Raw genomic sequence first — 23,546 nt, 5'->3', positions numbered from 1 at the left:
GGAATGCCTCTATCAGGTAAAACAACGGTAGCCGATTTAATGGAAGAAAAAGGATACACTGTTCTTGACATGGGTGAAGTAGTAAGGATAGAAATGGGAAAAAGAGGTATAGAACCTGGAAATGAGGGAGAATTTGTCAACTCAATGAGAGACAAACACGGAATGAATGCGATCGCTCAACTATCCGTTCCCTATCTTGAGGAAATAATATATGAAAACGAAAAAATTATGATAACCGGGATGAGAGGTTGGGAAGAAAAAGAGAGATTTGAACAAGAGACCGGTGAAGAAATAAATATAATAGCAGTATGGAGCAGCCGCAAGACTCGGAGACAGAGACGGGAAAAACGGCAGAGAAAGGAAGATGTAGAAGGCCAGAAATTCGAGGAACGGGACTGGCGGGAACTAGGAAACGGAATCGGAAACATGATGGCACTGAGCGATCATCTAATTAAAAATGAAGGAACATTGGAGGAATTAGAAGAAAAGGTGAAACATATTGGCATCTAATCAGAAAAACAGGCATGAACCGACCGAATACGGCATAGAATTCGAAGATTCAGATACCGCTAAGGAATTTTTCGATTACGCAGCGGAAAACACAGAATTAGAGACAGTTGAGCTAAAGGATATAGAATCAGCCATCGACTCCCGATACCACGGTATCGTAAAGGTAAATGAATTCTACAGAGAAGAAACAAAAGTCAGTGCATACAGCGAAGTAGCTGATCATAGACTTGAACTAAAAATCTTCAACAAGAGAAAAACCGATAGAGAAGATCTAATTGAACTGGCAGACGAATTCCTAGAAAAATGAATTACAAAGAACTCGGCTTTAAGTGCGGAATAGAAATTCATCAGCAGCTATCAACTGAGACCAAACTGTTCTGTGACTGTCCAATCGATCTTGAAGACGAGGCAGCGGACTCACAGGTAAAGAGATACCTGAGGGCTGTAAAAGGAGAATCCGGTGGAAAAGACCATGCAGCAGAAGTCGAGGAAATGAAGGATAGAAAGTTTGTCTACAATTACTACAAGAGAAACAACTGTCTTGTCGAAATTGACGAAGAACCACCACATGAAATGGATGAGGAAGCACTCGAAACAGCGCTGACATTCACAAGGATGATAGATGCGAAGATCCCGGCAGAGATACAGGTTATGCGTAAAATGGTGATCGACGGCTCCAACACTTCAGGATTCCAGAGAACCGCCATGATAGGACTGGACGGAGAACTGGAAACAGAATCCGGAACAGTATCAATCGAAGATATTGAGCTGGAGGAGGAATCCGCCGGAATACATGAGAGAACACAGGAAAAAGCAGTATACGACCTTAACAGGCTGGGAATACCGCTAATTGAGGTCGGAACAGATGCCTCAGTTAAGAATCCGGAACACGCCCGAGAAGTCGCTGAGAAAATCGGTATGCTTCTTCGCTCAACCGGAAAAGCCAGAAGAGGGCTTGGAACGATAAGGCAGGACGTCAACGTTTCAATTGAAGAGGGTGCAAGAGTCGAGATCAAGGGATTCCAAGATGTCAGAAATATCGACAAACTGATTGAACTTGAAGTTGAGAGACAGAAGAACCTTGTTGAACTAGGTGAGAACCTGAACTCAGATTCTGAAGTAGTAGGCGACAACGTAACCTACGTATTTGAGGGAACAGATAATGAAATGGTCTCAACAGTTCTAGAGAATGATGGCGCAGTCTACGCACTGAAACTGCCGAAAATGACCGGGAAGATGAAAGAAAAGATTTCCAGAGAAAGATATCTGGCAAAGGAACTTGTCGATTACGCGAGAAACCAGGGTCCGAGAGGGATAATTCATACAGATGAAGATATCGGTGGATACGGACTGGAGGAAGAGTTTGAAGAACTTGCGGATATATTTGATAAAGAGCAAGAAGATGTAATAGCGATAATTGCAGCGGAAGAACAGAAGGCGAAGAAAGCAGCTCAGGAAGTGAAAAGAAGAGCAGAAATGCTGTACGAACAAGAAGTACCTGAAGAAACGAGAAGCGCGGAACAGGATTTTACCACTAGCTACTCCCGTCCGCTGCCCGGAGCCGCAAGGATGTACCCTGAAACCGATATACCGCCGATCCAGATATCAGATAAAAGAATCAAAGAGGTTGGAAATAATCTACCAGATACTCTAGAAGAAAGAGAAAAAAAGTACTCGGAGGAAATAGGAGATGAACTAGCATCACAGATCGTACACTCCAAAAAACTGCTGATATTTGAGGAGCTGAAGCAGAAATTTAATCCAAAACTTGCTGCAAACACTCTGACAAACACCTACTCCCGGCTCGAATCGGAAGGAGTAAAAGTGGAAAAACTGGCTGAGGAACACTTCAAGTCTCTATTTGAAGCACTTGAAGACGGTTTAATTGCCAAAGGCGACATTGAGAAAGTTCTTGAGAAAATGGTTCACATGCCTCCAGAAGAGGCGATCGAAAAAGTAGCAGAATCCAAGACTAGCGAAGAAGAAATCCGGGAAGTAGTCCAGAATGTTATTAATGAAAAAGAGGAAATGATCGAGGAACAAGGAATGAGAGCCCAGGGAGCACTGATGGGACTGGTAATGGGAAGAGTTGAAGCTGACGGCGGAACTGTCTCGAAAATACTTGAAGAAGAACTCAAAAAAGAAGTCTGAAAAATAACCCAATCCCACCGATTGTTCGATAGTTTTAACTGATTTGACCCACTAATTCTCTAATATGAAAGTAAAGCAGAAAATAAAGAATCGAAAAGACCTATTCCAGGGCAGGGATATTGTAGCCGTTTATCTGTACGGCTCCTTCGCGAAGGGAGAAAGTGATGAGAAGAGTGACTTAGATATTGGAGTGCTGTTTGAAGACTATGAAGGATTGGAACAGGTCGTAGATCTAGAAGAAGCCTTAGAACCCTGTTTCGATAAGGAAATAGATTTAAGACCGCTAAATGTCGATGATATAGTATTCAAGAAAGAAGTTGTCAAAACCGGTGAGTTGGTATTCGAGTTGAAGAGAGATAAGAGATGCAAATTTGAGGAGTCTGTGATGAGAAAGTACCTCGACATGAAACCTTACATCCAAAGATACTATAATTCAAGATCTGAGAGGCTGGAGGGTTTGAAATCGTGAGTTCAATAAATGAACGAATGGATCTAATTGAGGAGAGTATCAGGAAACTCAAAGACGAAAAAGTCAATCAAGATGATTTCTACCATTTCCAAGGCTTGAAACATACACTTCAAGAGGCAGTCGAAGCTTCCATAGATATCTCAAGTCAAATAATTTCAAGGAACGGATGGGGCCGAGAAGAATCTTATAGCGATTATTTCCAGACTCTGGGAAAAAATAACGTAATAGAGAAACAACTCGTGGAAAGGCTCAAACAGATGGCGAAATTCAGAAACCTTGTGGTCCATAGGTATATGGAAGTTGATGAAGAAGAACTCCAAAAAATAATTGATGAAGATCTTAACGACCTTTTAGAGTTTGTAGAGCAGATAGAAGAATACAGAAACAAAGAATGACGGAGAACCTAATCTGGCTGTACGTTTCGGTCATCTTTTAATATTTTTACACACATCAACAAAAATAGGTGAATCATAACAATGCCAGGACTTGGAGGACAGCCTGTCTTCATCATGTCGGAAGACGCTGAACGAACAACCGGAGAAGACGCACAGGAAAACAATATTTCTGCATGTAAATCAGTATCAAAAGCCGTAAGAACAACACTAGGCCCAAAAGGAATGGACAAGATGATGGTCGATTCCATAGGAGACCTAGTAGTAACAAACGACGGCGTAACAATACTAGAAGAAATGGATCTAGACCATCCCGCAGCCAAGATGATGGTCGAAGTCGCACAGACACAGGAAGAAGAAGTCGGCGACGGAACAACGACCGCAGTAGTGCTTGCAGGAGAACTACTTAAACAAAGCGAGGACCTTTTAGACCAGGAAATCCATCCAACAGTGATAACCAAAGGATACAGGCTAGCCCGAGAAAAATCTGTTCAGGTACTAGACAATATAGGTGAGGAAGTCGACCTTGACGACAGTAAAGTACTTGAAAGGGTGGCGATGACAGCAATGACAGGAAAATCAGCTGAGACAGCCCGAGACTATCTCGCAACAATCGCAGTCGATGCAGTTGAAGGAGTCGCAGAACAGACAGAGTCAGGTTTCGCAATCGACCGGGACATGATCAAGGTAGAGAAAAACGAAGGAGGATCAGTAGAAGACACAGAGCTTGTAAAAGGAGTAATTCTCGACAAAGAGAAAGTCCACGGCGGTATGCCTGACACAGTAGAAGATACAAATATCGCACTTCTAGACTCTGCGATCGAAGTCAAGGAAACTGAAACCGATGCAGAAATCTCGATCTCCGACCCAAACCAGATGAAAAACTTCGTAGAACAGGAAGAAGAACAGCTCAAGGAAATGGTAGAAGCAATCGATGAAGCCGGAGCAAACGTCGTTCTATGCCAGAAAGGAATAGACGACATCGCACAGCATTACCTTGCGAAGAAAGGAATCTATGCGGTCAGAAGGGTTTCCTCAGGTGACATGGACAAACTCGCCAAGGCAACAAACGCAAACATCGTAACATCAATCACAGAGATAGAAAACTCGGATCTAGGAGAAGCCGGGGCCGTCGAACAGAGAAGGATCGGTGGATCAGCCATGACATTTGTCCAGGACTGCCCGGAAGCCAAATCAGTCTCAATCCTGATCAGAGGAGGAACAGAACATGTGGTAGATGAAATCGAAAGAGCAATGGAAGACGCAATAGGAGGTGTATCCTCAGCTCTACGAAACGGAAGAGTAGTCGGCGGAGGAGGCGCAACCGAAGTCGAACTCGCACAAGAAATACGAGACTATGCAGACTCAGTTGGAGGCAGAGAACAGCTCGCAATAAACGCATTCGCAGACGCCCTAGAGATCGTCCCAAGAACCCTATCCGAGAACGCAGGATTCGACCCGATCGATACACTTGTCGATCTCAGAAACAAACATGACGAAGGCGAAGTCTGGGCCGGAATTAATGTAACATCAGGTGAATCACAGAAACTGTTTGACGAAGGAGTAGTAGAACCACAGCAGACCAAGACACAGGCAGTATCAAGCGCTTCAGAAGCAGCAGAGATGATTCTCAGAATCGACGATGTTATCTCAGCATCAGGAAGCGGAGATGAAGCAGGAGGCCCACCGGGCGGACCCGGAGGAGCTCCAGGCGGAATGCCTGGCGGTGGAATGGGAGGAATGATGTAAACAATCCATATCTCGTTCTTTCTCTTTCTTTCTTCTAAGCCAGATTAATTACCTTTATAATCCGATTTCGACAAATGTTGACTAGGTAATATTACTATGTCCAAAGAAGAGGTAGAGTTAGGCGGTGGAGATGCCGGAGAGGACTACGAGGTAGTTCCGGTAGGCCCCATCAGAAAACTGGAGAGAAGAATTGACGAAATCGAGACAAAAGGAACCGCAGGTTCGGCAGATGACAAACTTATCAGAGATGTTCTTGATATAATGAAGTCTAACCAGAAAATCGTCAATGATATGACCGAGTCTACCCATGAACTGAAGAACTCAGTAGAGGATTTGACCCACAAGATGGACAATGTGATTGACAACATGAACTCGTTCATGGATCTTCTAGAAGAGGCATCTGAGGCAGATCTAGAGGGTGAGGTCATAAACGATGTTCACTCCAGAATAGCTGATGCGGTTGGAAATGAAATGCAGGAAGTAGCAGATGATATCAGGAACTCAAACAGGCAAGTAGTTGACAATCTTCAGGATCTAAACAAAAGCATTAAGAGATCTTATACCGCTCAGAGCAAAGACAATACACTTTCAAAGAACAAGCTAGGCAGAAATAACTCACAACAAAGCGGTCAGAGAGGCGGAAACCGTTCTAGAACTGGTGGATCCGGCAACCAAGGTTTAAACGTGAACAGAGGTGGCTCGGGAAATTCGAACCGCAGAAACCAGGCTGAGGGTTCAGCACGTAAACAAGGAGGTAGAAGCTCAGGAAACAGGAATTCCGGTGGAGGAAACCAGAACTCAGATAGAATGAGAAAACTGAAAGAAAAGTTTGACAAGATGGATGATGAGCAGTAAAGGTGTAAGCCAAGTTATAGGAGCAGTTCTTCTAATATTAATCAGTGTGGCAGCAGCTACTTCTGCATGGACCTTTATAGACGAAATTACGAGTCAAACCCGGGAAAATGTTAAAGATAAGATTGACAAACAATCTGAAGAATCTAAAGCTGAATTAAGTCGCGATAATGCATACAATGGATCTGATGGATACATACTGATGGCTCTTAGGAACAGCGGAGCAATTTCACTTCAACTACAGAACGCAGACGGAGTAAAGACACTTAATCTGTATGTAGATGGTAGACCTGTAAACGGAGATAGTAGAAGTTGGGAGTTCGTGAACTCGAAATCCGGTTCAATCGTTCTTAATCCGAGAGAATCAATACCTGTAAATACAACCAAAGAATTCCCGGATGAAGGAAATCAAACAAATATCAATTTTGAAGGTCCCTCCAAAACATCTATTTCATTTCCGTGTTACAACACAGGGGACAACACCTGTTATTAAAGTTATTTAAACAGGAAGTTCAATTGTATTTATATCATGAGAAAAGGAATAACACCTGTCATTGCAGTTGTCCTACTTCTATTGATAACAGTAGGCGCAGTGGCATCAGCATGGGGACTTTATCAAAACATAATAAGCGATCAAAGCCAAGTAGATCAATTAAACTCAAGACAACAGGCTCAACAGACTGATATCAATATTGAGTCTGCTTACGAGAATAGTACAAGCAATACCATCACATTGACTTACAGAAATGTCGGGGAAAGGACAGTTGACCTACCCAACGAAACAGCTATGCGTTACCAGCCTGGAAATGAGCAAGAACCTCTGCAGAGAGATACGCTTTTCAGGATTAACCAGGAATGGAATTCAAGCAAAGCTGACGGCTGTCTCAAAGGAACAGATCAAGCAGAACCATTCAACCCAGGAGCCGAAAGGACATGCGATACAGGCGTTAACTTCCCGAATGCGACACAGGAGATTAGGGTCGTTATTGATTACCAGCAGATAGATTCAGAGGATTACAGCTACATGTGTAATCCGCAAACAGGCAGTACTAACACCTGTTAATCAATACATTTGGTTTTTCTTTTCTTTTTTCTTCCCGATACTTTATATTCCAGACAACTGATTATTAATTTATGAAAGGTCAGGCGCAGGCGGTTACGGCCGTACTCATAACTAGTGTGGTAGTAGGCACTGTGGCAACTTCCTATACGTGGGGAGTTCCTCTCCTAGAAAAACAACAGAGTCAAGCAGAACTTGATAGAACTGAGCAAAATGTTTTAGGATTATACAACCAAATAGTTGAGGTAAGTCAGGGCGGAGAAGGTACATCCGCAGAAATAGATTTATTCGAGAGTTCAAGCTCCGATACCAGGGTCAGAATTAATGAAGAGCAAAACTATATAGATATCCGTAAAAGAGGAAGTAGTTCTCCTTATCCTGTTGATACCTGGACATTGTTGAAAGGGAATTCTTTACAGAATCTTTCAGTTGGAAGCGGTGCGTATGCGAGAAGTAACGACGATCTACCTGGAGCAGTACTTGTCAGATCAATAAGTGCCGATGAAGAATCACTGGTTACGTATAGAGTTGAATTTAGAAACATGCTTGCAGATACTCCTTCAGGAAGAGAATTGTCAAGAATCAATCTAACAGCAGGAGGACAGACATCCAGTTCAGGTAGTACTACAATATTTATTTCGAATCAGGGAACAGCGTGGGAGAGAGGTGACCAAGGCGTAGAGCTTCCAAACCAGGAGAAAGTTCCGAGAGAAAATACAGAGCTCGTATTAGGTTTCAGGTGATAGTTTGAAAGGACAGTACCTAGCCGTGGAAAGCGTTTTGGTAGTTGCCATGGGGCTCACATTGGCCACCGGAACTATAAGCATATTTGGAGATTATCAGGACCAGGTAAAAGATTCTACAGAGAAAAAAGATGTCGAAACAATACAGTATAAAATAAAATCAGCTGTCTACACAATGAAAGGAACAGACGAAGGAAAAGTTGAATTGAAAATACCAGAAGATGTTGGCGGTGTGAACTATAACTTGATCCTCGGAGAGGAAATTAAACTAGTAACAGCACAAAAACAATACATCACCACACTCCACAATTTCAATGAATATGATTTACAGGGTTCAGTAGAGGGAGGAACAGTAACATTATACAAAACCGGTAACCAGTACAGTTTGAGGGCTAGATAATGTCATACAATTTCATGAGTCTTTCAGAGAAACTGAGAAGGGTTAAACACCCTGAACTATATGAGGAAGATGAGGAAGAAGTAGAAAAAAACCCTGAAGGAGTCCAAGTACCTCCCCCCGGAGAGTTTGATTCCTCAGAGCTGGAAGAACAGGACGAAGACGATGGTCTAACGGATACAGAAGTCGTATATCCCTTAATGCCACAAGACCCGGACGAAGGAGAACTCGTATACGCATGGGCCTACATCACCTGGAATGAGAGAGAAGGCGAGTTAATCTATAGGGTTATAGAACCGGAGCTAAAACCAGAGACTGAGAAGGCTCTAGATAGAATAAAAATGATTCTAGAGAGAAGCTTCGATGTAAACTTCACCGACTTAGAGACTGAAGAAGCTGAAGAATACCTTGAGGAGAAAATTAACCATATAACAGATAAATACAACATCAGCTTGGAAACCAATCAAAGACAAGTAATCAGGTACTATGCAAAAAGAGATTTCGCAGGGCTTGGAAAACTACAGCCTTTGATGAATGATAAAGAAATTGAGGACATTTCCTGTGACGGATCAGGTATACCGGTTTATGCATACCACAGAAACCCAAAGTTCGGATCGCTTAAAACCGATGTAGTATGGGATGATACCGAAGAACTTGACAGCTTTGTTATGAAACTATCGCAGAGATGCGGACGATCTATATCAGTCTCCTCTCCACTTCTTGATGGATCGCTGCCCGACGGATCAAGAGTTCAGGCAACACTTGCGACAGATATTGCCCGTAAAGGATCTAACTTTACGATCAGAAGGTTCACAGAGGACCCATTGACACCTATCCACATGATGGACTTTGAAACAGAGAACGCACAGATGATGAGTTATCTTTGGACTGTAATTGAACACGAGAAATCAGTACTTGTATGTGGTACCACAGGAGCCGGCAAAACATCCCAGTTAAACGCTTTATCGCTTTTCATCCGGCCCGACAAAAAGATCGTATCCATCGAAGATACACCTGAGCTCCGGCTGCCACACGACCACTGGGTACCTGAAGTCGCAAGATCCGGCTTCGGAAGTTCAGTAGAAGAGGGAGGAAAAGTTTCAATGGACGACCTATTGAAAGAATCCCTGCGTCAAAGACCTGAATACATTATCGTCGGAGAGGTCCGAGGAGAAGAAGCATATATTCTATTCCAGCAAATGGCAACGGGACACACAGGGCTCTCAACAATCCACGCCGACTCACTTGAGATGCTTATGGATAGACTGACAACCAACCCAATCAATCTCTCACCATCCCTCATAGAGACCTTAGACGCCATCATGCTGATCAAAAGAATCAGGAGAGGCGATAAATACATCAGAAGGATTACAGGTATCTACGAGGTAGAAGGATACAATAAGAGGACAGGTATAGATGCCAACAAGGTTTTCGGGTGGGACTCTCAATCAGATAACTATGAGGTTGTGAACAATTCAATTCTGTTGAAAGATATAGTCGATCAGACAGGAGGAGATGATGAACAGATTAAGAACGAGCTGAAAAAAAGACAACACGTACTACAACATATGCAGGATGAGGGGACAAAACATTACCGGGATGTAGGAGATATTATATCAAGGTATTATTCCGATCCGCAGTCGGTACTGAGGGATATGGACAAAACCCTGAACTCTACTGAAAACAGTGTTGAGATAGAAAGCTAATGCTGGAGAAATACGCAAGTTTCTGCTACGATCAGTTCGGGGTTTATGCCCTTGAGTTTGTTGATTACTTTAAGGATTTAAGACCACAACTGTCTAAGGCCGATATCCCTGCTTCTTTACCTGAGTATATTGCTATGATGATGTTTACAGCTGCGGCAGTTTTTGTAGGAAGCCTCTTTATCCTGTGTACGGTGCTTTCATTGATGATGGGGCTTTCAGGATTTATTCTGGGAATCACACTTTCGATAGTTCTACCGACTATGGTATTAGTTACCACCTATCTTTACCCATCGATAGTTATCAGGCAGAGAGCATCAAAAATCCGTGACAGCCTTCCTTTTGCCACCATGTATATGGCAACATTGGCCGGTACAGGTACTTCTATGTCAGAAGTATTCCGGAACATGGCGGAAGTAAAACAGTATGGAGAAGTATCTAAGGAAGCTGCAAAAATCAGCAAAGATGTTGAAACATTTGGAATGGATATGAGCAGGGCATTGCAGAGGGCGGCGGAGAGAACACCAAGTGAGAACTTCAAGGACCTGATGTGGGGTATGAACCACGCAATGACCTCTGGAGGCTCCATGAAATCATTCCTGCAGGAAAGATCACAGACCCTGATGAAAGATTACCAGAGAAGAATTGAATCGTTCTCAGAACAGTTATCTCTATTAGTTGAAATGTATATTACAGTAGTAATTGTCGGATCAATAGTTTTCACATCCATGAGCGCCGTTATGAGCAGCTTTACAAGTATGTCCGGAGAGTTTATCGTACTGATACAGATTCTAGCAATGTTTGTAGGTCTACCACTGGTCTCAGGTATGTTCATCCTTATGGTAAGAGGAATGGCTCCAGGAGGTATAAGGTGATAACCGGTGTTCGATTTCTTCGTTGAGGATGAACTGAAATCAGGTAGATCGAAGCCTGAAAAAATAATACTTGGATCCGCAGTAATCGGAGCTTTACTGATAATAGCAGGTATAGCAGCCTATATGACAGGAGCAGCGCAGACAGGAGGTTCTATCCTTATTCTAGGTCTTATCATAGGTTTGCTTCCATACGGCCTCGTATCGTTTCTACGGAACCGAGCTATCAGGGAGATAGAGGATCGGTTTCCTTCCTTCCTTAAAGACTTAGCAGAATCAAAGAGAGGGGGAATGACCATAATCCAGGCATTTGAATCCGCCAGAGAAACCGATTATGGCAGACTGAACTCCGAAACTGAAAAAATACATAATGAGCTTACCTGGGGGATACCTTTCCCAAAAGTAATGGAGCGATTCTCGGAAAGAATGAGCGGATCAACAGTTATACAGGAATCGATCTCAATTCTACTTCAAGGATTCCGTAGCGGAGGAGATATAACTAGAACCATTGAATCAATAGCGGAGGACTCCGCTAACTTGAAAGAGGTTATACAGAAGAAGAATGCTCAGACTAAACAACAAATCCTTATCATGTATGTTATATTCTTTCTTTTCGTTGGGATTACGGTCGGAATTTACTTGATGCTTGGTCAACTTTTAGGGCTGGGTGAACCAGGAGAAGGAGCTCTCCAGAACGTAGATTTCATGGGAGGTGACGGTGAAGGGATCACAAATTACTGCAGCGGTGATATAATTTATGCGAAACCGATCTGTACTATTTCAGAGATATTTGGATTCATACCGGATAAGGCCTCTCAAGAAGGGCTTGGAAGCGAATTTTCGGAAAACTACAAGTATGGTCAGATGGCATATTATAAGGGCTTATTATTCGCTATGCTTATGATACAAGGTATGTGTACCGGAGCAGTAGCCGGACAGATTGGTGAAGGAAGCCCGGCAGCAGGCATAAAACACGCAATGGTTATGCTTCCGATCGCATTTCTAGTATTTATGTACATGGTTGGATTAGCAGGGGTCTAAAATGAGAAAACAGGAAAAGACTTCCAAAGGACAGATAAATATAGAGTTTTTAGCAGCAGCAGGTCTGTTCCTGATAGCTATGGCAGGTCTTATCACCTCAAGCAACGTTCTTCCACAATACAGTTCCAGCGCAGAGAACATGGACCTATATCTGGAGGCAAAGACACTGACAGAACAGTTAATTAACGAAAAAGGTAGACATAGTTTCGGAGACGGTGGAAATAACTGGGAAGAAAACTCATCGACACTAAAAAACATTGAAGCAATAGGCATAGCTTCCGATTACCACGTGATAGAAAGATCAAAGCTCGATGAGCTTCAAACCGTTACAGTAGGCGGCAATACCGGCCTCAATTATTCCGAATTCAAAAACAAGACCCAGGTAGAAAACCAGTACAGGTTCAAATTTGTCTGGCTTCCAACAGTTCAAACCAATTATTCCTTCCAAAAAACCCAGCCACCGTCAAATCCTAATATTACTGAACCAGAAATTACCGATCCAGACACTGATCCATACGCCACCGCAGATAACAGTGTCCATTACGGATCAGTAGATCTGAATGGCTTAACCTACAATATGCTAGTAACCTCTCAAGAAGGAGTATACGACTCGCTTTACGTACAGCAAGGTGATTGGGACTTTAGTAATTCGAACTCAGATGAGCCATACAAACCAGGAGATAAAATTAATGAAAACGATTTCTATGTGGAAAGTTTCCAAAATCGGCGAAACGATAGGGGTTCACTGGTTATCTTCAGAAGAAAAATCAAGGATTTTGGGCCGACAGTCAATACGGATACACAGGTTACAACTTTTGATCGTTTCGCAATTCTTGAGGGAGAACCTGTGAGAATTGAGGTGACAGCATGGTGAATAGAAAGGGGGTTGGCTATATTATTGAAGTGATGGCCTCAATGCTGATAATGTTTGGTTTCATCGCAGGAAACGTGCCCTCCGACCCAGCAACCGACTGGAATAATTTCCAAAAAGAGATTTCTGCCCAAGATATAATGTATACACTGGAAGAATCAGGGGACACCACTAATTTCATAAAAGAGGGAGAGACAGGCTCCCTGGTCACAGCTGCGGAAACCTTTTCTAGAGGAGGAATAAAGCTCTCAGGTTCAATTGAGAACATTCCTTTAACTGAACAAGTAGTCGGTTTCAACATTCTAGAGAATAACAGATTTAATGCATCCCTGGATACGGTTCAGAACCTAGGTGATCAATGCTATCAAAACGACGACCTGGGGGAACTAGACTCTAAAGACGAAACACTGAGAACGGAAAATCCAAAATCCGGTGCATACATCTACGTGTTAGATACAGATCCCAGTACCTCCGGAGGAACAAAAGGCTATGACACGGTATGGGTTGACAACAAAACCAGATGCCAGTTTTCCTCATCAGAAGGACCATACTACAAGGACGAGTTCATCTACTGGGGAGACGGAACAGGAGGAGACTACTGGGATATTAACGAAATATACAGCGACACCGATAAGAAACTTGAACTCTTCAATTCAACTCAGGTAATCAGTTTACGGCCAGAACTCGAAAGCAGGGTAAACGGGATGGATACAGGAGTAGTAGTTGATACACTGGCAGCTGATAGAGAAGACCTCGGATCTTACGATATTCTGGTTTTCAGAGACAGGGAGACTATAGAAAACGGTATATTGAATGGTAACCCTAAGAAAATAAAGGATTTCATGTCGGCGGGATCTGTACTTTTGATGATGGATCTGGAGAAAACTGATTTTTATGGAGGAGGAAGTTTCATCAACGACACAGGGCTTAAGTGGGTTGAACTTCCGCATAAAACAGGTTATCGGGGAAACCCTGGAGACTCTGTAGGAGGTAGTTACGGAGATAATCCCGCAGCTAATGAAGTTGAAACGTATTTCAAAGGCAGAGAAGGGGATATTGGAAAAATTAATCTAACTCCGAGTGGTAATGTTACTTCTTCGAAAGATCAAGACTTCAAGAAATCGGAGTCAATATTATCTACTGAAGAAGGCAGTTACCGAATAAACAACTGGAACTCGACTAATTCCTCAATGAAAAACGTAGATCCTTCCAATGTTGACAGCTATCCTTCTACTGCCTGTGTGGAAGATGGAGAAACCGATAGAAACCTTACAAAGGGAACCTTTGAGTTCGAAAACTATGAAGACGATAACACTGTAGAATACGAGGTCATAAATACTAAACTGGGAGAGGATAAACAGTTCTGTCAGAACAATGTTAGAGCATTAAATATAGACTTCGATCGTAACAACAACTTTGGAGACAAGGGCGAAGGCCCATATCTCAACGGCGAATCAGTAACCATCAAAAATAAGGTATACAGCGTATATTTCCCAAGCAAAACCGCTATAAGATATGGTAACAAATCTACTTTCGTCTATACAGGAAACAGCAATATTGAGAATATTAACTACAGAACCAGTTTCGAAGGATTTGAGGGAAGAAAACTGGCGAGAATAGGTTATAAAGACAAGTACAATCAAGATGAAAAAAGGATGATTTCAGCTCTGATTCACTGGCTCTCAGAAGATTCTGCACAGTTCGGGGAGCAGGCAAGATCCGTTACATCAACAGAATCAGTGGGTGCTGTGAAGGAAGATGTATTTATACCTTACAAAATTTCTATGAGGTGGAACTAATGAAGGGACAGTTCATGCTGATATCTTCAATAGTTATCGGATTTATAGTAATATCAGCAGCTTCCACAATATCAGAGGTCGAAGAAAGAAGCTTTGAAAGCGATGGCGCCCGAGGCACAGTAGAAATGATAAAGAACTCTGCAGAAAAAGTTGATCACAGCGATACCCGAGAAGTACAAAATTTCATTGACATGGTCTCATCCATAACAGGATATCAGACAACTACAGAAAAATTACAGGGCCAGTCCTGTTTCAACATAACACTTGTCAGCTCAAATACTGAAGTCAACTTAAACTGTTCACAAACCAAATCAAAGTACTGAAAAAATAAGGAAGACTCTAGTTAGTCTGGAAATTGCCTCGATTCTTCATGATCAATATCTATCTAAATTCCTGGATAAACTGGATCTCATCCTCATCCAGTTCTAACTGCTCCGCAAACTTTTTCTCATCATGTTCAAGAAGCACAGCTACAAATGGCATCATCGATTTGGACTCGTTAAGCGAGATATGAAGCTTCTCACCTAGTTTCTTCGATATCTCCTCTAATTTGTTTCGAGAGGCTCGAGACGACCCCATCTGCCTAATTTTTGAAGGATACTGGTACTTCGTCCATCCCTGATAACGCTCCTCTTTGCTCAAAGCCACTCCTATAGTAGAGAAGGCATAGACATACTTCAGCAGTTTCCAGTTCATCCGTCTCCTGATCCTGCCATTGAATAGATCGGCTCTCGAAATCCAGTCATAGGCTTCAGCTGTATCACTAGATCCGGTATATTCCCGTGGAATATTCTCTCTAACCCATTGAAGAAACGTATCCGGATCCTCATCAAGGTTATCAGTTGCATTGGTAGCTGTCTCCGCACTATCAGTCTTGAATATCATCTTAAGGGCATCAAAAACACCTTTCTCCGCATCTCTTATTCCGACTGCATCAAGATCATCCTCAGTAAGTTCTTGTTTTCCTGAGGCTACCGTTTGAAGATCATTTATAGCCGATCTCATCTGGCCATTAGCTTGTCGGGCAATCTTTTTAACAGCCTTCTTCTCGTATTCAATACCTTCCTGTTCCAAGATTTGCTTTAGATGGGCGTTAATCGAGTTCGTATGTACTTTCCCGATCTCTATGACCTTCGATTTGTTTCTGAGGGATCTAATCTTTGAATCATAGGCATCATTAGCAGTCATAACCAAGGGAAACTTTGTCTCTTCAAGTATTCGCCCTAATTCTTTGGTTCCGCCTCTATCTGTAGAAGACATACCATCTACTTCATCTACCAAGATCAGCTTTTTGCCGCCGAAAAATGATTTCTGCTGGGTTGCCTGCTTCAGTTCGGTTTTCAACTTACTCTTAGTTCTAGCATCGGAGGCATTGGTCTCAAGCATCTCATATCCGAGATCATTACCGAGAGCTTCAACAAGAGAAGTCTTACCGGTTCCAGGCGGGCCGTGAAGTAAAACTGGTTTATCTCCCGTCTCCCAGTTCTCAGCCCATTCCTTCAGCTCTTCTTTCTCGCTGGTTGCACCCCTGTAATCCGACAGGGAATCCGGCCTATATTTTTTTACCCACATCAAACTTCACAAGGTTAGTTGTGAGAGAACTCTTCAGAATAGCTCTCTGTTCGAGGTTTTGTTTCGTGTTAACCGTCATCATTTTTCTTCCAGATCTGCTATTTTAGCTAAAAGTGCTTCTATCTGGATATCAGAGGTTCCGCCTTCGGCAATCCGGAACTCGAACTCTCCGAGATGTTCGATGATCTCCAGTTTCGCCCGATCCGAGACTTCTAGATCCATGACTTCTCTGTGGATTGCGTTGATTACATCCTGTCCATCAAGCCCTCTTTCAATCATGATATCAGCCAGGTGTTCACGGGCCTCAATAAAGTCGCCTTCAAGAGCTTTCTCAAGTATATCCTCTGTCTCACCCGGTTTCAAAGAAGCAGAGGCGCCGTAAATATCCTCTTCCTCTATCTCATCTTCAGTCATGGAGGCTGTCTGTAAAACATTAGTAACCCTTCTCAGATCTCCACCGGAAACTCTGAGAACCGCATCAATCGCCTCACGGGAGATCTTGAATCCTTCATTTTCAGCTATCCTCATAATATATTTCTCAACATCTTCATCATCCAGACGGTTGAACCTGAACACGGCACAACGTGACTGAATTGGATCGATTATCTTCGAGGAGTAATTGCATGAAAGTATAAATCGACAGTTGTCAGAGAACTGTTCCATTGTCCTTCTCAGTGCCTGCTGAGCGTCCTGTGTAAGCGCGTCTGCTTCGTCCAGGAATATTATCTTATAATCGGCGTTGACCGGCTTTGTCCGAGCAAAATCCTTGATTCTCTCTCTGACAACATTGATACCTCTCTCATCGGAGGCATTTGTTTCCATGAAGTTCTGTCTCCATGAATCTCCGTAGAGATCCTTCGCCAGGGACATAGCTGAGGTTGTTTTACCGGTCCCGGCCGGTCCTGCAAACATGAGGTGAGGAATTGAATCTTCCTCCACGAAAGAGGTTAATCTGTCAACTATTTTCTCCTGCCCAACTACCTCATTCAGAGTATCGGGCCGGTATTTTTCTGTCCAGACATCAATTTCAGTCATTCTTTATCACATCAAACACTGGCTCTGCCAATCTTTTATTCTTTCTTTGAACTGACGGAATACTACAATAGAAAGAAATTTAAATCTTAAATACGAAATATTCATATCGTGGGATATGTATGAAACTTAAGAGGAAGGTCGGGGATAGAGGACAAGTAACTTTACCTAAAGATCTTAGGGATCAACTAGGGATTTTACCGAACACCGAAGTTTATTTCTCAGAAGATGACGGTAAGGTAGTCCTAGAGAAGAAGAACGAATCGTTCAGTGACTGGGCCAAAGAAACTTCAGAAAAAATTGGAAAACTCGATAAAAGCGTTAAAGACTACCGGAAAGAACAAATGGAAAGCAGGCTGAAAACGTGAAATACTACCTCGATTCAAATATTTTTATTTATTCAGTGACAGAGGAAGATCCGGGAAGAAGAGCTAGAGATTTAATAAGAAAGATTGAAGAAGGAAAAATAAACGGAGCTACTTCAGTTCTGACTCTAGATGAGATAATATGGATAGTCCAAAAGGAAATTAATAGGGAAACAGCCATCAAAACAGGTAGGAAACTTCTTATGATGGAAAATCTGGAAATCCTATCAACTGATGCAGAAACAGGGACAAAATCGCTTCAAATCATGGAAGAGAACAAAACAGATCCGAGAGACAGTATGCATATAGCTACAGCAAGAAATCATGGTATTTACACCATGATAACCGAAGATTCTGATATGGCTGATACAGAAATTGAAACCATCAACACAGAACAGATACTCGAAAGATTAGACAAATGATAGTAGCACTTACAGGAACTCCGGGAACCGGTAAAACTAGTGTGGCCCGAGAGCTTGAGGGGTTCGAAATACTGGATCTAACCGAATTTGTGAAAAAACACGGGATCGGAAAGCAGGGAGACAAAGAGTTCAATGTTGACGTAACCGAGATGAGGAAAAAACTAGAGGAAGAGATTGAGGACGATCAGGATACTATAATTGAAGGCCATCTAGCCCATCATTTCCTGGCAGATTACTGCGTAGTCCTAAGATGTGATCCCGAAGAGCTTGAGAGAAGACTCCAAAAACGGGATTATTCACAGGAAAAGATAAACGAAAACATAGAGTCCGAAATGCTTGACGTCATTCTCACTGAAGCAGTTGGAATACAGCAAAATATCATTGAGATAGATACTACAGATCGAGAATTAATCGAGACTGTTCAAAGGATAAAGGAAAAATTAAGAAACGATGAAACCGGCTATGGCAGAGTAGACTGGACGGACCATCTCTAGCTGTTTTCCTGGATCCAGCCTTTCAGTTCCTCTTTCTTTTTCATTCCTGATGTCCGTGCTACCTCTTCATCACCTTTCATTATAATCATTGTCGGTAATGCTCTCACACCCATTGAAGTTCCCAGTTCCTGGTGCTCTTCCATATCAACCTTTCCAAAGTTGACATCATCAATCTCCTCTGAGACATCTTCATAGATTGGAGCCAGTTTCTTGCAGGGCTGACACCAGTCCGCCCAGAAATCTATTACCCAGGTTTCATCAGAGTTCTTAATATCATCCAGTTTATTAGAATCAATATCAGTCGGCATACATCTTGTTTTGATATGAATTCTTAAGAAGAAAGCGGTGGGAGTTAAACTTGTGTCTGAGAAAATTATTTCATGAGGATTTTCATAACAGGTGGAACAGGTTTCGTCGGATCACATCTAACCAGAAAACTGGTAGAGAACCACGAAGTTACTGTCGGAAGCCTGAGCCCGGAAGAAGCAACACTCGAACTGCCTGAAGAAGTTGAACGAGAGAGAATCGATGTAACAGACAAGGAAGTTCTGGATTTCTCAGATTATGAATGCGTAATTCATCTTGTAGCACTCTCTCCACTGAAAAAACCTCCTATACCTTATAGTAAAATACATTTTGAAGGAACAAGAAATGTTGTAAATCAGGCCCAGGAAGATGAAGTAGAGAAATTTTTCCATATGAGCGCTCTAGGCGCTGATGAGAACGCAGATACAGAGTACCTGAGAACCAAAGGAGAGGCCGAGAAATATGTTGAGAACTCGAACCTTGACTGGAGGATAATGAAACCTTCAACAATGTTCGGGAATGGCGGACAGTTTCTTGAGTTTCTTTCCAGTCTGACGACTCCATATCTCACAGTTTTACCTGGAAAAAGCACCAAGTTCCAGCCAATCTATGTCAAGGAAGTTGTGACTCTGATAGAAAATTCTCTAGAAGATGAATATTCCGGAGAAAAATTTGAAGTCGGTGGATCTGAGAGACTGAGCCTCGGCGAGATAGCGGTAAAAATCGAGAAAAGCAAGAGAAGAAGCCTGAAAGCTCTGGGTTTACCGATGCCAATATTTAAGCTGGCAATGACAATTTCCGAAAGAATTCCTTTCTCTCCTTTTGGCATTGACCAGTATTACTCCCTGAGGACAGACAATATTACTGAAGAAAACGCCGTAAAAAACCTGGGTCTTCAGATAGATAAAATGAAAACTCTTGACAAATACCTGGAAGTCGGAGGATGAATAGATGGTGGATCTGATACTTGGTCTTTCAGTTTTGCTTCTTGTCGCAGGTGTAATAGGGAGTTTTGCTCCACTCGTTCCAGGTGCTCTGCTCTCAATTATCGGAGTGACTTTGTACTGGTGGAACACAGGTTTCACACAGCCGAGTATAGTTGTAGTTGTTTTGCTCTACCTAACTGCTTTAACAGCGCTTCTGTTTGATCTGTTTGCCGGTGCGATAGGTTCAAAAGCTGGTGGTGCCTCGAATAAAACCGTTCAGATGGCGGCGATCGCCGGACTTGTATTCTTCTTTGTGGCCGGACCGGTTGGAATGATTGCCGGAGTTACAGGAGTTGTGCTGGCAAGAGAATACCTTATAACAGGAGAATCGAAGAAAAGTCTTAAAGCAGCAGCCTACACAGCGATCTCTGTACTGGGATCGGCTATCATCCAGGGATTCCTGACAGGTCTAACACTGATAATTTTCCTGGCTGCGTTACTTATCTGAAAACATAGAGCTGGGAAATCCCACTACTTTCGTCTCGTACTCTCCGCCTTCTCCAGCTGGATTGAAACCGTACTCCTGGGAAAGCTCTATTAGTTTATCTACGGATTCCTGATCCAAAACCTTCCCCTCCCAAGATTTCTCCAGCCCTCGTGCCGCAACATCAGTTATCTCCACCTGGAATCCTTCCCTCACCAGCCACTTCATGTAATTCTCCTGATACTCCTGCCAAAGCGGTGCAAAGACCTTCAGACCAAGCTCCTCAGCAATCTTCTCCACTCTGTCACGCTGATATGTCGATGCCAGAGCGCCAGCGACGACAACTTCAACATTATACTCATTGATAGCTCTTTCCAGTCCTTTCTTCAGATCCTCCAGCTCTTCTTCTTTTTGACCCTTTGTCTCCTGAATGATAAGAGGTGTATCAAGCTGCTCTGACTGCCATTCTAGGTCTTTCCTCTTTTTCTTCGAGTCGAACATGTAACTATCTTTGTTCTCACTTCTCAAAGTAAGCAGACAGCTGATATCATTGTTCCTACGTTTCATTCGATAAAGTGCTGCATTGGAGTCTTTACCTCCTGAAGTCAGTGCAACCAATCTGTTGTTAGATTTATCTCTCAGCGAGTTCAGATACTTCTGCTTAAGGTCAAAACTGTTATTCTTGGCAAGCCGATTGATCGCCTTATCGAAGTTACTGCCGTACTGTGCCGCAGTTTTATTTCTCCAGACAACTTTTTCAGGAACTCCAAGTTTCTCCGCTGCATTCCTCAGCACAAGTTTCCTGTATTCCTCATTGACCTTGTAATCTTCAGGTACTGTAAGTGCATGTTCAATTAGACTGTGATCAAGGAAAGGCACTCGAAGCTCACAGCCATTCCTGAAACTGATGACATTATCACGGTACAGATCACGCTCGAAAATACCTCTCAAACCGGACAGACATTCTTTGTTCAAATAGCCTTGCTGTCTATGATAACCTGCGTAAAGTTGCTCCGACCCGAGACCTGACATCACTACTTTCTCATCTGTCTGTTGTAGGGATAGATGAAAGGGCAGAGCCACCCCGTTTTTCACCGTAGAGCTGGAAGAAATCCATTCGGTAATCTCTCTCAGGCTTTCCTCAACCTCCTCCAGATTCGATTCATGAACTTCAAGGTCTATATCCATTTCGTCAGCGATTTCTTCTGCCCACTTAACATCTCTAGGTGCATCAATGTTTCCGTACTGGATCCCTGCAGTGTAAGCGGTGAAACCAATACCAAGTTCCTGGAGAGCAGCTGCAACCATCGTAGAGTCAACTCCCCCAGAGAATAAAAGTGCTACATCCTCTTCCTCAGGAACTCTCTTCTCCACTGATTTCAGGAAGAGCTCCTTTATTTCCTCGGCACGTTCATCTATACTCTTCCTCTCTCCGACATCTATCTCGAAGAACTCCCTGTTTTTGAAGCTGATCTCACTGGTTTCAATATTATATTTCAGTATTCTTCTCGGATGCAGCTCCCGGCATTCTATCTCATTTTTTTCCAGCGCCTGTTTCTCCGAGCAGAATACAAAAGGCTCTTTGGAGTACCAGACAGGATTAACTCCGGTCACGTCTCTGGCAATGACCAGTTCTTGATCTTTCAGGTAGGCGAAAGCATAGATGCCATCAAGTTCCTGGAGCGCATCCAAACCTTCTCTATCAAGCATTTTTAGCAGAAGCTCCGCATCATTTTCGGCTTCAAGCCCGTATTTCTCTCTTAGCTCTTTCCAGTTGTAGATCTCGCAGTTAGCTGAAATCAATCCCTCATTTCCTAACGGCTGGCTGACTTCACCAACGATAGAGTGAAGCACGTGGCCCAGACAGAGATCCTCTACCTTTTCTAAGCTAGGGCTGTCGCCTCTGTGTTCCGTACATTGAATCAGTCTTTCAACCAGCTTTTCTTCCTCAGCTCCAGATATGCTACACATAAACAGGGAAAACCGTTCGGAAACTTTTTGACAGTTGACTAAGAACTATCACAGTGGAAATTAAGAAAGGCTTTGGAAAGCGGTTGAAGTGAAAGGAAAGATAGTAATAAGAATGAATTCAAATGGAAAACAATAACTGTACGAACGCAAAGCAGACGATCAAACTATTAACTGAACTTGGACAAAACTGAAATAGAGGGTCCAGAAAGATTTCTGATTTAACATTTTCTCCCCATTTTATTTTCTCGTGATAAGACACCGGAAAGAGGAAAGAAGACGCAATCCTGGTTTCAACACAGCCTCTTGGAAGACCGAAAAATCAATTGACGAAGTATATAATTCTCTAATAGACCTGGATACAGTTATCGAATATAAGTTCCCGTACCAGATTGAGGATCACGACAAAGGTAGAGAAGCCATCTTCGCATCAGAATCCGGTAAATATCAGATCAACGCCCACGCATACAGTAATGAGTGGGAAAGTACAGAAGTCGATCTAATCTGCTTCGGAAATATTGAAGAGAAGGTAAACCAGATAATGGAGTTTTATCAGGAAAAGATTTAATCAACTTCATAATCAGGATTAAAATCGCTCAAGCCCTTCTGTGAATTATCTATTGTCTCATATGACGCGATCACATCCTCCATTTCGACCCCAACAAACTCCAGGCCTCGCTCCTTAAGATAGTCAAGAACTTTATCAGTCATCTTCGGTGCAACCAGTATCCCTCTAACGTCTAAGGAGAACTCATCCTCAATCTCATCCACATACCTTTGCAACTGGAGAACAGTGTTGTAGTCAGGGTTACGCTTTACTTCTATAACGACATAATTGCCTTCCGAGTCACGGCCGAAAACGTCTATGAAACCGGCTGGAGTCTCTTTTTCCCGTTCCACAACCTTCAGCTCTTTCTCAACAATCTTAGGATCCTCCTCAATCGACTCATGGATATCAATTTCATGACCTCTGATCTTGAGATCTGAAGAATCTACAAGTTGCGTAACTATCAAAAACTCCAGATCCTCAAATCTTACTTCCACTATCTCGTCCGGATTCTTCCTTCGGGCTTTCAGAAGAAGCTCATCCTCTTGAGCTTCAACCTCCCATTCATCAACCTTAGGCTGCCAGTTCTTAGGCTGGTAATTCTCTGGTCCATGCACAAGCAAAGCCGAATCCTGTTTCTTGATAACCAGTCTTTCACCTCTATCTAGCTTCGACTTGGCTCTGCCCTGGTAATTGACCGAGCAGAGACCGGATACCTGAACCGTAAAGTTTCTTCTCAAGTACTCGGAAAGGATTTCTGAAGCTTTCGAAAACGAGGGATTTTTGATAATTTTCTCCATGTAGAGGCTTGTGCATGTAAA

At 42.8% G+C, this 23,546-nt stretch carries 28 protein-coding genes; 23 read left to right on the top strand and 5 right to left on the bottom strand.

Going from position 1 to position 23,546, the window contains the following annotated elements; genetic code table 11:
• The first annotated feature begins 3 nt into the window (after nucleotides 1-3).
• The 17 genes from BRC29_02125 (at nucleotide 4) to BRC29_02045 (ending at nucleotide 14,932) form a co-directional block, all read left to right on the top strand.
• Nucleotides 4-510, top strand: coding sequence for a dephospho-CoA kinase (locus BRC29_02125; GenBank protein PSG98904.1), 507 nt, complete (start codon nucleotides 4-6; stop codon nucleotides 508-510).
• Nucleotides 500-817, top strand: a complete 318-nt coding sequence (locus BRC29_02120; GenBank protein PSG98903.1) for a hypothetical protein — start codon at nucleotides 500-502, stop codon at nucleotides 815-817. Before BRC29_02125 ends, BRC29_02120 begins: the two co-directional genes overlap by 11 nt.
• Nucleotides 814-2,661: a Glu-tRNA(Gln) amidotransferase GatDE subunit E gene (locus BRC29_02115; GenBank protein ID PSG98902.1), complete on the top strand. Its 1,848-nt coding sequence runs from the start codon at nucleotides 814-816 to the stop codon at nucleotides 2,659-2,661. Before BRC29_02120 ends, BRC29_02115 begins: the two co-directional genes overlap by 4 nt.
• A 64-nt stretch (nucleotides 2,662-2,725) precedes the next feature.
• The gene (locus tag BRC29_02110) at nucleotides 2,726-3,130 is read left to right on the top strand and encodes a hypothetical protein (protein ID PSG98901.1); all 405 of its coding nucleotides are present in this window, start codon (nucleotides 2,726-2,728) and stop codon (nucleotides 3,128-3,130) included.
• A 17-nt stretch (nucleotides 3,131-3,147) separates the two neighbouring features.
• A complete protein-coding gene (locus BRC29_02105; GenBank protein ID PSG98900.1) occupies nucleotides 3,148-3,525 on the top strand; it encodes a DUF86 domain-containing protein in 378 nt (125 codons plus the stop codon).
• Between the two features lie 81 nt (nucleotides 3,526-3,606).
• Complete coding sequence (locus tag BRC29_02100; protein ID PSG98899.1) at nucleotides 3,607-5,271, top strand: thermosome subunit; 1,665 nt, start codon at nucleotides 3,607-3,609, stop codon at nucleotides 5,269-5,271.
• Between the two features lie 96 nt (nucleotides 5,272-5,367).
• Complete coding sequence (locus BRC29_02095; protein ID PSG98898.1) at nucleotides 5,368-6,126, top strand: hypothetical protein; 759 nt, start codon at nucleotides 5,368-5,370, stop codon at nucleotides 6,124-6,126.
• A complete protein-coding gene (locus BRC29_02090; protein ID PSG98897.1) occupies nucleotides 6,113-6,616 on the top strand; it encodes a hypothetical protein in 504 nt (167 codons plus the stop codon). Before BRC29_02095 ends, BRC29_02090 begins: the two co-directional genes overlap by 14 nt.
• A 36-nt stretch (nucleotides 6,617-6,652) precedes the next feature.
• Complete coding sequence (locus BRC29_02085; GenBank protein ID PSG98896.1) at nucleotides 6,653-7,186, top strand: hypothetical protein; 534 nt, start codon at nucleotides 6,653-6,655, stop codon at nucleotides 7,184-7,186.
• 71 nt (nucleotides 7,187-7,257) lie between these two features.
• Nucleotides 7,258-7,926, top strand: a complete 669-nt coding sequence (locus tag BRC29_02080) for a hypothetical protein (protein PSG98895.1) — start codon at nucleotides 7,258-7,260, stop codon at nucleotides 7,924-7,926.
• Between the two features lie 49 nt (nucleotides 7,927-7,975).
• Nucleotides 7,976-8,326 carry a hypothetical protein gene (locus BRC29_02075; GenBank protein PSG98894.1) on the top strand — a complete coding sequence of 117 codons (351 nt, stop codon included), beginning with the start codon at nucleotides 7,976-7,978 and terminating at the stop codon, nucleotides 8,324-8,326.
• Nucleotides 8,326-10,029: a type IV secretion system protein VirB11 gene (locus tag BRC29_02070; protein PSG98893.1), complete on the top strand. Its 1,704-nt coding sequence runs from the start codon at nucleotides 8,326-8,328 to the stop codon at nucleotides 10,027-10,029. Before BRC29_02075 ends, BRC29_02070 begins: the two co-directional genes overlap by 1 nt.
• The gene (locus tag BRC29_02065) at nucleotides 10,029-10,901 is read left to right on the top strand and encodes a hypothetical protein (GenBank protein ID PSG98892.1); all 873 of its coding nucleotides are present in this window, start codon (nucleotides 10,029-10,031) and stop codon (nucleotides 10,899-10,901) included. Before BRC29_02070 ends, BRC29_02065 begins: the two co-directional genes overlap by 1 nt.
• A gap of 6 nt (nucleotides 10,902-10,907) precedes the next feature.
• Nucleotides 10,908-11,939 carry a hypothetical protein gene (locus BRC29_02060; GenBank protein PSG98891.1) on the top strand — a complete coding sequence of 344 codons (1,032 nt, stop codon included), beginning with the start codon at nucleotides 10,908-10,910 and terminating at the stop codon, nucleotides 11,937-11,939.
• A 1-nt stretch (nucleotide 11,940) separates the two neighbouring features.
• Nucleotides 11,941-12,813, top strand: a complete 873-nt coding sequence (locus BRC29_02055) for a hypothetical protein (protein PSG98890.1) — start codon at nucleotides 11,941-11,943, stop codon at nucleotides 12,811-12,813.
• Nucleotides 12,807-14,609, top strand: coding sequence for a hypothetical protein (locus BRC29_02050; GenBank protein PSG98889.1), 1,803 nt, complete (start codon nucleotides 12,807-12,809; stop codon nucleotides 14,607-14,609). Before BRC29_02055 ends, BRC29_02050 begins: the two co-directional genes overlap by 7 nt.
• Nucleotides 14,609-14,932: a hypothetical protein gene (locus BRC29_02045; protein ID PSG98888.1), complete on the top strand. Its 324-nt coding sequence runs from the start codon at nucleotides 14,609-14,611 to the stop codon at nucleotides 14,930-14,932. The genes BRC29_02050 and BRC29_02045 overlap by 1 nt, the downstream gene beginning before the upstream one ends.
• Nucleotides 14,933-14,990: 58 nt before the next feature.
• On the opposite strand, the gene BRC29_02040 is transcribed toward BRC29_02045, so the two are convergent.
• Entirely contained in the window at nucleotides 14,991-16,181 is a 1,191-nt protein-coding gene (locus BRC29_02040; protein PSG98887.1) for an AAA family ATPase, read from the bottom strand.
• Between the two features lie 78 nt (nucleotides 16,182-16,259).
• Entirely contained in the window at nucleotides 16,260-17,216 is a 957-nt protein-coding gene (locus tag BRC29_02035) for a replication factor C small subunit (GenBank protein ID PSG98886.1), read from the bottom strand.
• Between the two features lie 119 nt (nucleotides 17,217-17,335).
• Between BRC29_02035 and BRC29_02030 the strand changes: the two genes are divergently transcribed.
• The 3 genes from BRC29_02030 to BRC29_02020 are packed head-to-tail and all read left to right on the top strand — an operon-like array spanning nucleotide 17,336 to nucleotide 18,494.
• Nucleotides 17,336-17,581 carry an AbrB/MazE/SpoVT family DNA-binding domain-containing protein gene (locus tag BRC29_02030; protein PSG98885.1) on the top strand — a complete coding sequence of 82 codons (246 nt, stop codon included), beginning with the start codon at nucleotides 17,336-17,338 and terminating at the stop codon, nucleotides 17,579-17,581.
• Nucleotides 17,578-18,000: a hypothetical protein gene (locus BRC29_02025; protein PSG98884.1), complete on the top strand. Its 423-nt coding sequence runs from the start codon at nucleotides 17,578-17,580 to the stop codon at nucleotides 17,998-18,000. Before BRC29_02030 ends, BRC29_02025 begins: the two co-directional genes overlap by 4 nt.
• Nucleotides 17,997-18,494, top strand: a complete 498-nt coding sequence (locus BRC29_02020; protein PSG98883.1) for a kinase — start codon at nucleotides 17,997-17,999, stop codon at nucleotides 18,492-18,494. The genes BRC29_02025 and BRC29_02020 overlap by 4 nt, the downstream gene beginning before the upstream one ends.
• Here BRC29_02020 and trxA read toward each other — a convergent pair.
• On the bottom strand, nucleotides 18,491-18,802 hold the full coding sequence (gene trxA, locus BRC29_02015) for a thioredoxin (protein ID PSG98882.1): 312 nt from the start codon (nucleotides 18,800-18,802) through the stop codon (nucleotides 18,491-18,493). The genes BRC29_02020 and trxA overlap by 4 nt on opposite strands.
• A 72-nt stretch (nucleotides 18,803-18,874) precedes the next feature.
• Here trxA and BRC29_02010 point away from each other — a divergent pair, with 72 nt between their 5' ends.
• Complete coding sequence (locus tag BRC29_02010) at nucleotides 18,875-19,747, top strand: complex I NDUFA9 subunit family protein (GenBank protein ID PSG98881.1); 873 nt, start codon at nucleotides 18,875-18,877, stop codon at nucleotides 19,745-19,747.
• A gap of 4 nt (nucleotides 19,748-19,751) precedes the next feature.
• Nucleotides 19,752-20,234 carry a DUF456 domain-containing protein gene (locus BRC29_02005; protein ID PSG98880.1) on the top strand — a complete coding sequence of 161 codons (483 nt, stop codon included), beginning with the start codon at nucleotides 19,752-19,754 and terminating at the stop codon, nucleotides 20,232-20,234.
• On the opposite strand, the gene BRC29_02000 is transcribed toward BRC29_02005, so the two are convergent.
• Nucleotides 20,223-22,181 (bottom strand): ATP-binding protein, encoded by a 1,959-nt coding sequence (locus BRC29_02000; protein PSG98879.1) that lies wholly within the window; start codon nucleotides 22,179-22,181, stop codon nucleotides 20,223-20,225. The two genes, BRC29_02005 and BRC29_02000, sit on opposite strands and share 12 nt — an antisense overlap.
• Before the next feature lie 247 nt (nucleotides 22,182-22,428).
• On the opposite strand from BRC29_02000, the gene BRC29_01995 reads away from it, so the two are divergent.
• Entirely contained in the window at nucleotides 22,429-22,746 is a 318-nt protein-coding gene (locus BRC29_01995; GenBank protein PSG98878.1) for a hypothetical protein, read from the top strand.
• On the opposite strand, the gene BRC29_01990 is transcribed toward BRC29_01995, so the two are convergent.
• Nucleotides 22,743-23,525, bottom strand: coding sequence for an endonuclease NucS (locus BRC29_01990; GenBank protein PSG98877.1), 783 nt, complete (start codon nucleotides 23,523-23,525; stop codon nucleotides 22,743-22,745). The genes BRC29_01995 and BRC29_01990 overlap by 4 nt on opposite strands.
• Between the last annotated feature and the right edge of the window lie 21 nt (nucleotides 23,526-23,546).

The organism is Nanohaloarchaea archaeon SW_7_43_1, from assembly GCA_003009795.1.
Lineage (GTDB): Archaea > Nanohalarchaeota > Nanosalinia > Nanosalinales > Nanosalinaceae > SW-4-43-9.
The sequence above is the reverse complement of the archived record's forward strand: the minus strand, read 5'-3'. Positions and strand labels throughout refer to the sequence as shown.

Bases quoted from the DNA above. Each gene is read 5' to 3' on its own strand.
- BRC29_02125 (PSG98904.1), top strand. From the start codon at position 4: ATGCCTCTATCAGGTAAAACAACGGTAGCCGATTTAATGGAAGAAAAA.
- BRC29_02115 (PSG98902.1), top strand. From the start codon at position 814: ATGAATTACAAAGAACTCGGCTTTAAGTGCGGAATAGAAATTCATCAG.
- BRC29_02110 (PSG98901.1), top strand. From the start codon at position 2,726: ATGAAAGTAAAGCAGAAAATAAAGAATCGAAAAGACCTATTCCAGGGC.
- BRC29_02105 (PSG98900.1), top strand. From the start codon at position 3,148: ATGGATCTAATTGAGGAGAGTATCAGGAAACTCAAAGACGAAAAAGTC.
- BRC29_02100 (PSG98899.1), top strand. From the start codon at position 3,607: ATGCCAGGACTTGGAGGACAGCCTGTCTTCATCATGTCGGAAGACGCT.
- BRC29_02095 (PSG98898.1), top strand. From the start codon at position 5,368: ATGTCCAAAGAAGAGGTAGAGTTAGGCGGTGGAGATGCCGGAGAGGAC.
- BRC29_02090 (PSG98897.1), top strand. From the start codon at position 6,113: ATGATGAGCAGTAAAGGTGTAAGCCAAGTTATAGGAGCAGTTCTTCTA.
- BRC29_02085 (PSG98896.1), top strand. From the start codon at position 6,653: ATGAGAAAAGGAATAACACCTGTCATTGCAGTTGTCCTACTTCTATTG.
- BRC29_02080 (PSG98895.1), top strand. From the start codon at position 7,258: ATGAAAGGTCAGGCGCAGGCGGTTACGGCCGTACTCATAACTAGTGTG.
- BRC29_02075 (PSG98894.1), top strand. From the start codon at position 7,976: ATGGGGCTCACATTGGCCACCGGAACTATAAGCATATTTGGAGATTAT.
- BRC29_02070 (PSG98893.1), top strand. From the start codon at position 8,326: ATGTCATACAATTTCATGAGTCTTTCAGAGAAACTGAGAAGGGTTAAA.
- BRC29_02065 (PSG98892.1), top strand. From the start codon at position 10,029: ATGCTGGAGAAATACGCAAGTTTCTGCTACGATCAGTTCGGGGTTTAT.
- BRC29_02055 (PSG98890.1), top strand. From the start codon at position 11,941: ATGAGAAAACAGGAAAAGACTTCCAAAGGACAGATAAATATAGAGTTT.
- BRC29_02050 (PSG98889.1), top strand. From the start codon at position 12,807: ATGGTGAATAGAAAGGGGGTTGGCTATATTATTGAAGTGATGGCCTCA.
- BRC29_02045 (PSG98888.1), top strand. From the start codon at position 14,609: ATGAAGGGACAGTTCATGCTGATATCTTCAATAGTTATCGGATTTATA.
- BRC29_02040 (PSG98887.1), bottom strand. From the start codon at position 16,181: ATGTGGGTAAAAAAATATAGGCCGGATTCCCTGTCGGATTACAGGGGT.
- BRC29_02035 (PSG98886.1), bottom strand. From the start codon at position 17,216: ATGACTGAAATTGATGTCTGGACAGAAAAATACCGGCCCGATACTCTG.
- BRC29_02030 (PSG98885.1), top strand. From the start codon at position 17,336: ATGAAACTTAAGAGGAAGGTCGGGGATAGAGGACAAGTAACTTTACCT.
- BRC29_02020 (PSG98883.1), top strand. From the start codon at position 17,997: ATGATAGTAGCACTTACAGGAACTCCGGGAACCGGTAAAACTAGTGTG.
- trxA (PSG98882.1), bottom strand. From the start codon at position 18,802: ATGCCGACTGATATTGATTCTAATAAACTGGATGATATTAAGAACTCT.
- BRC29_02010 (PSG98881.1), top strand. From the start codon at position 18,875: ATGAGGATTTTCATAACAGGTGGAACAGGTTTCGTCGGATCACATCTA.
- BRC29_02005 (PSG98880.1), top strand. From the start codon at position 19,752: ATGGTGGATCTGATACTTGGTCTTTCAGTTTTGCTTCTTGTCGCAGGT.
- BRC29_02000 (PSG98879.1), bottom strand. From the start codon at position 22,181: ATGTGTAGCATATCTGGAGCTGAGGAAGAAAAGCTGGTTGAAAGACTG.
- BRC29_01990 (PSG98877.1), bottom strand. From the start codon at position 23,525: ATGGAGAAAATTATCAAAAATCCCTCGTTTTCGAAAGCTTCAGAAATC.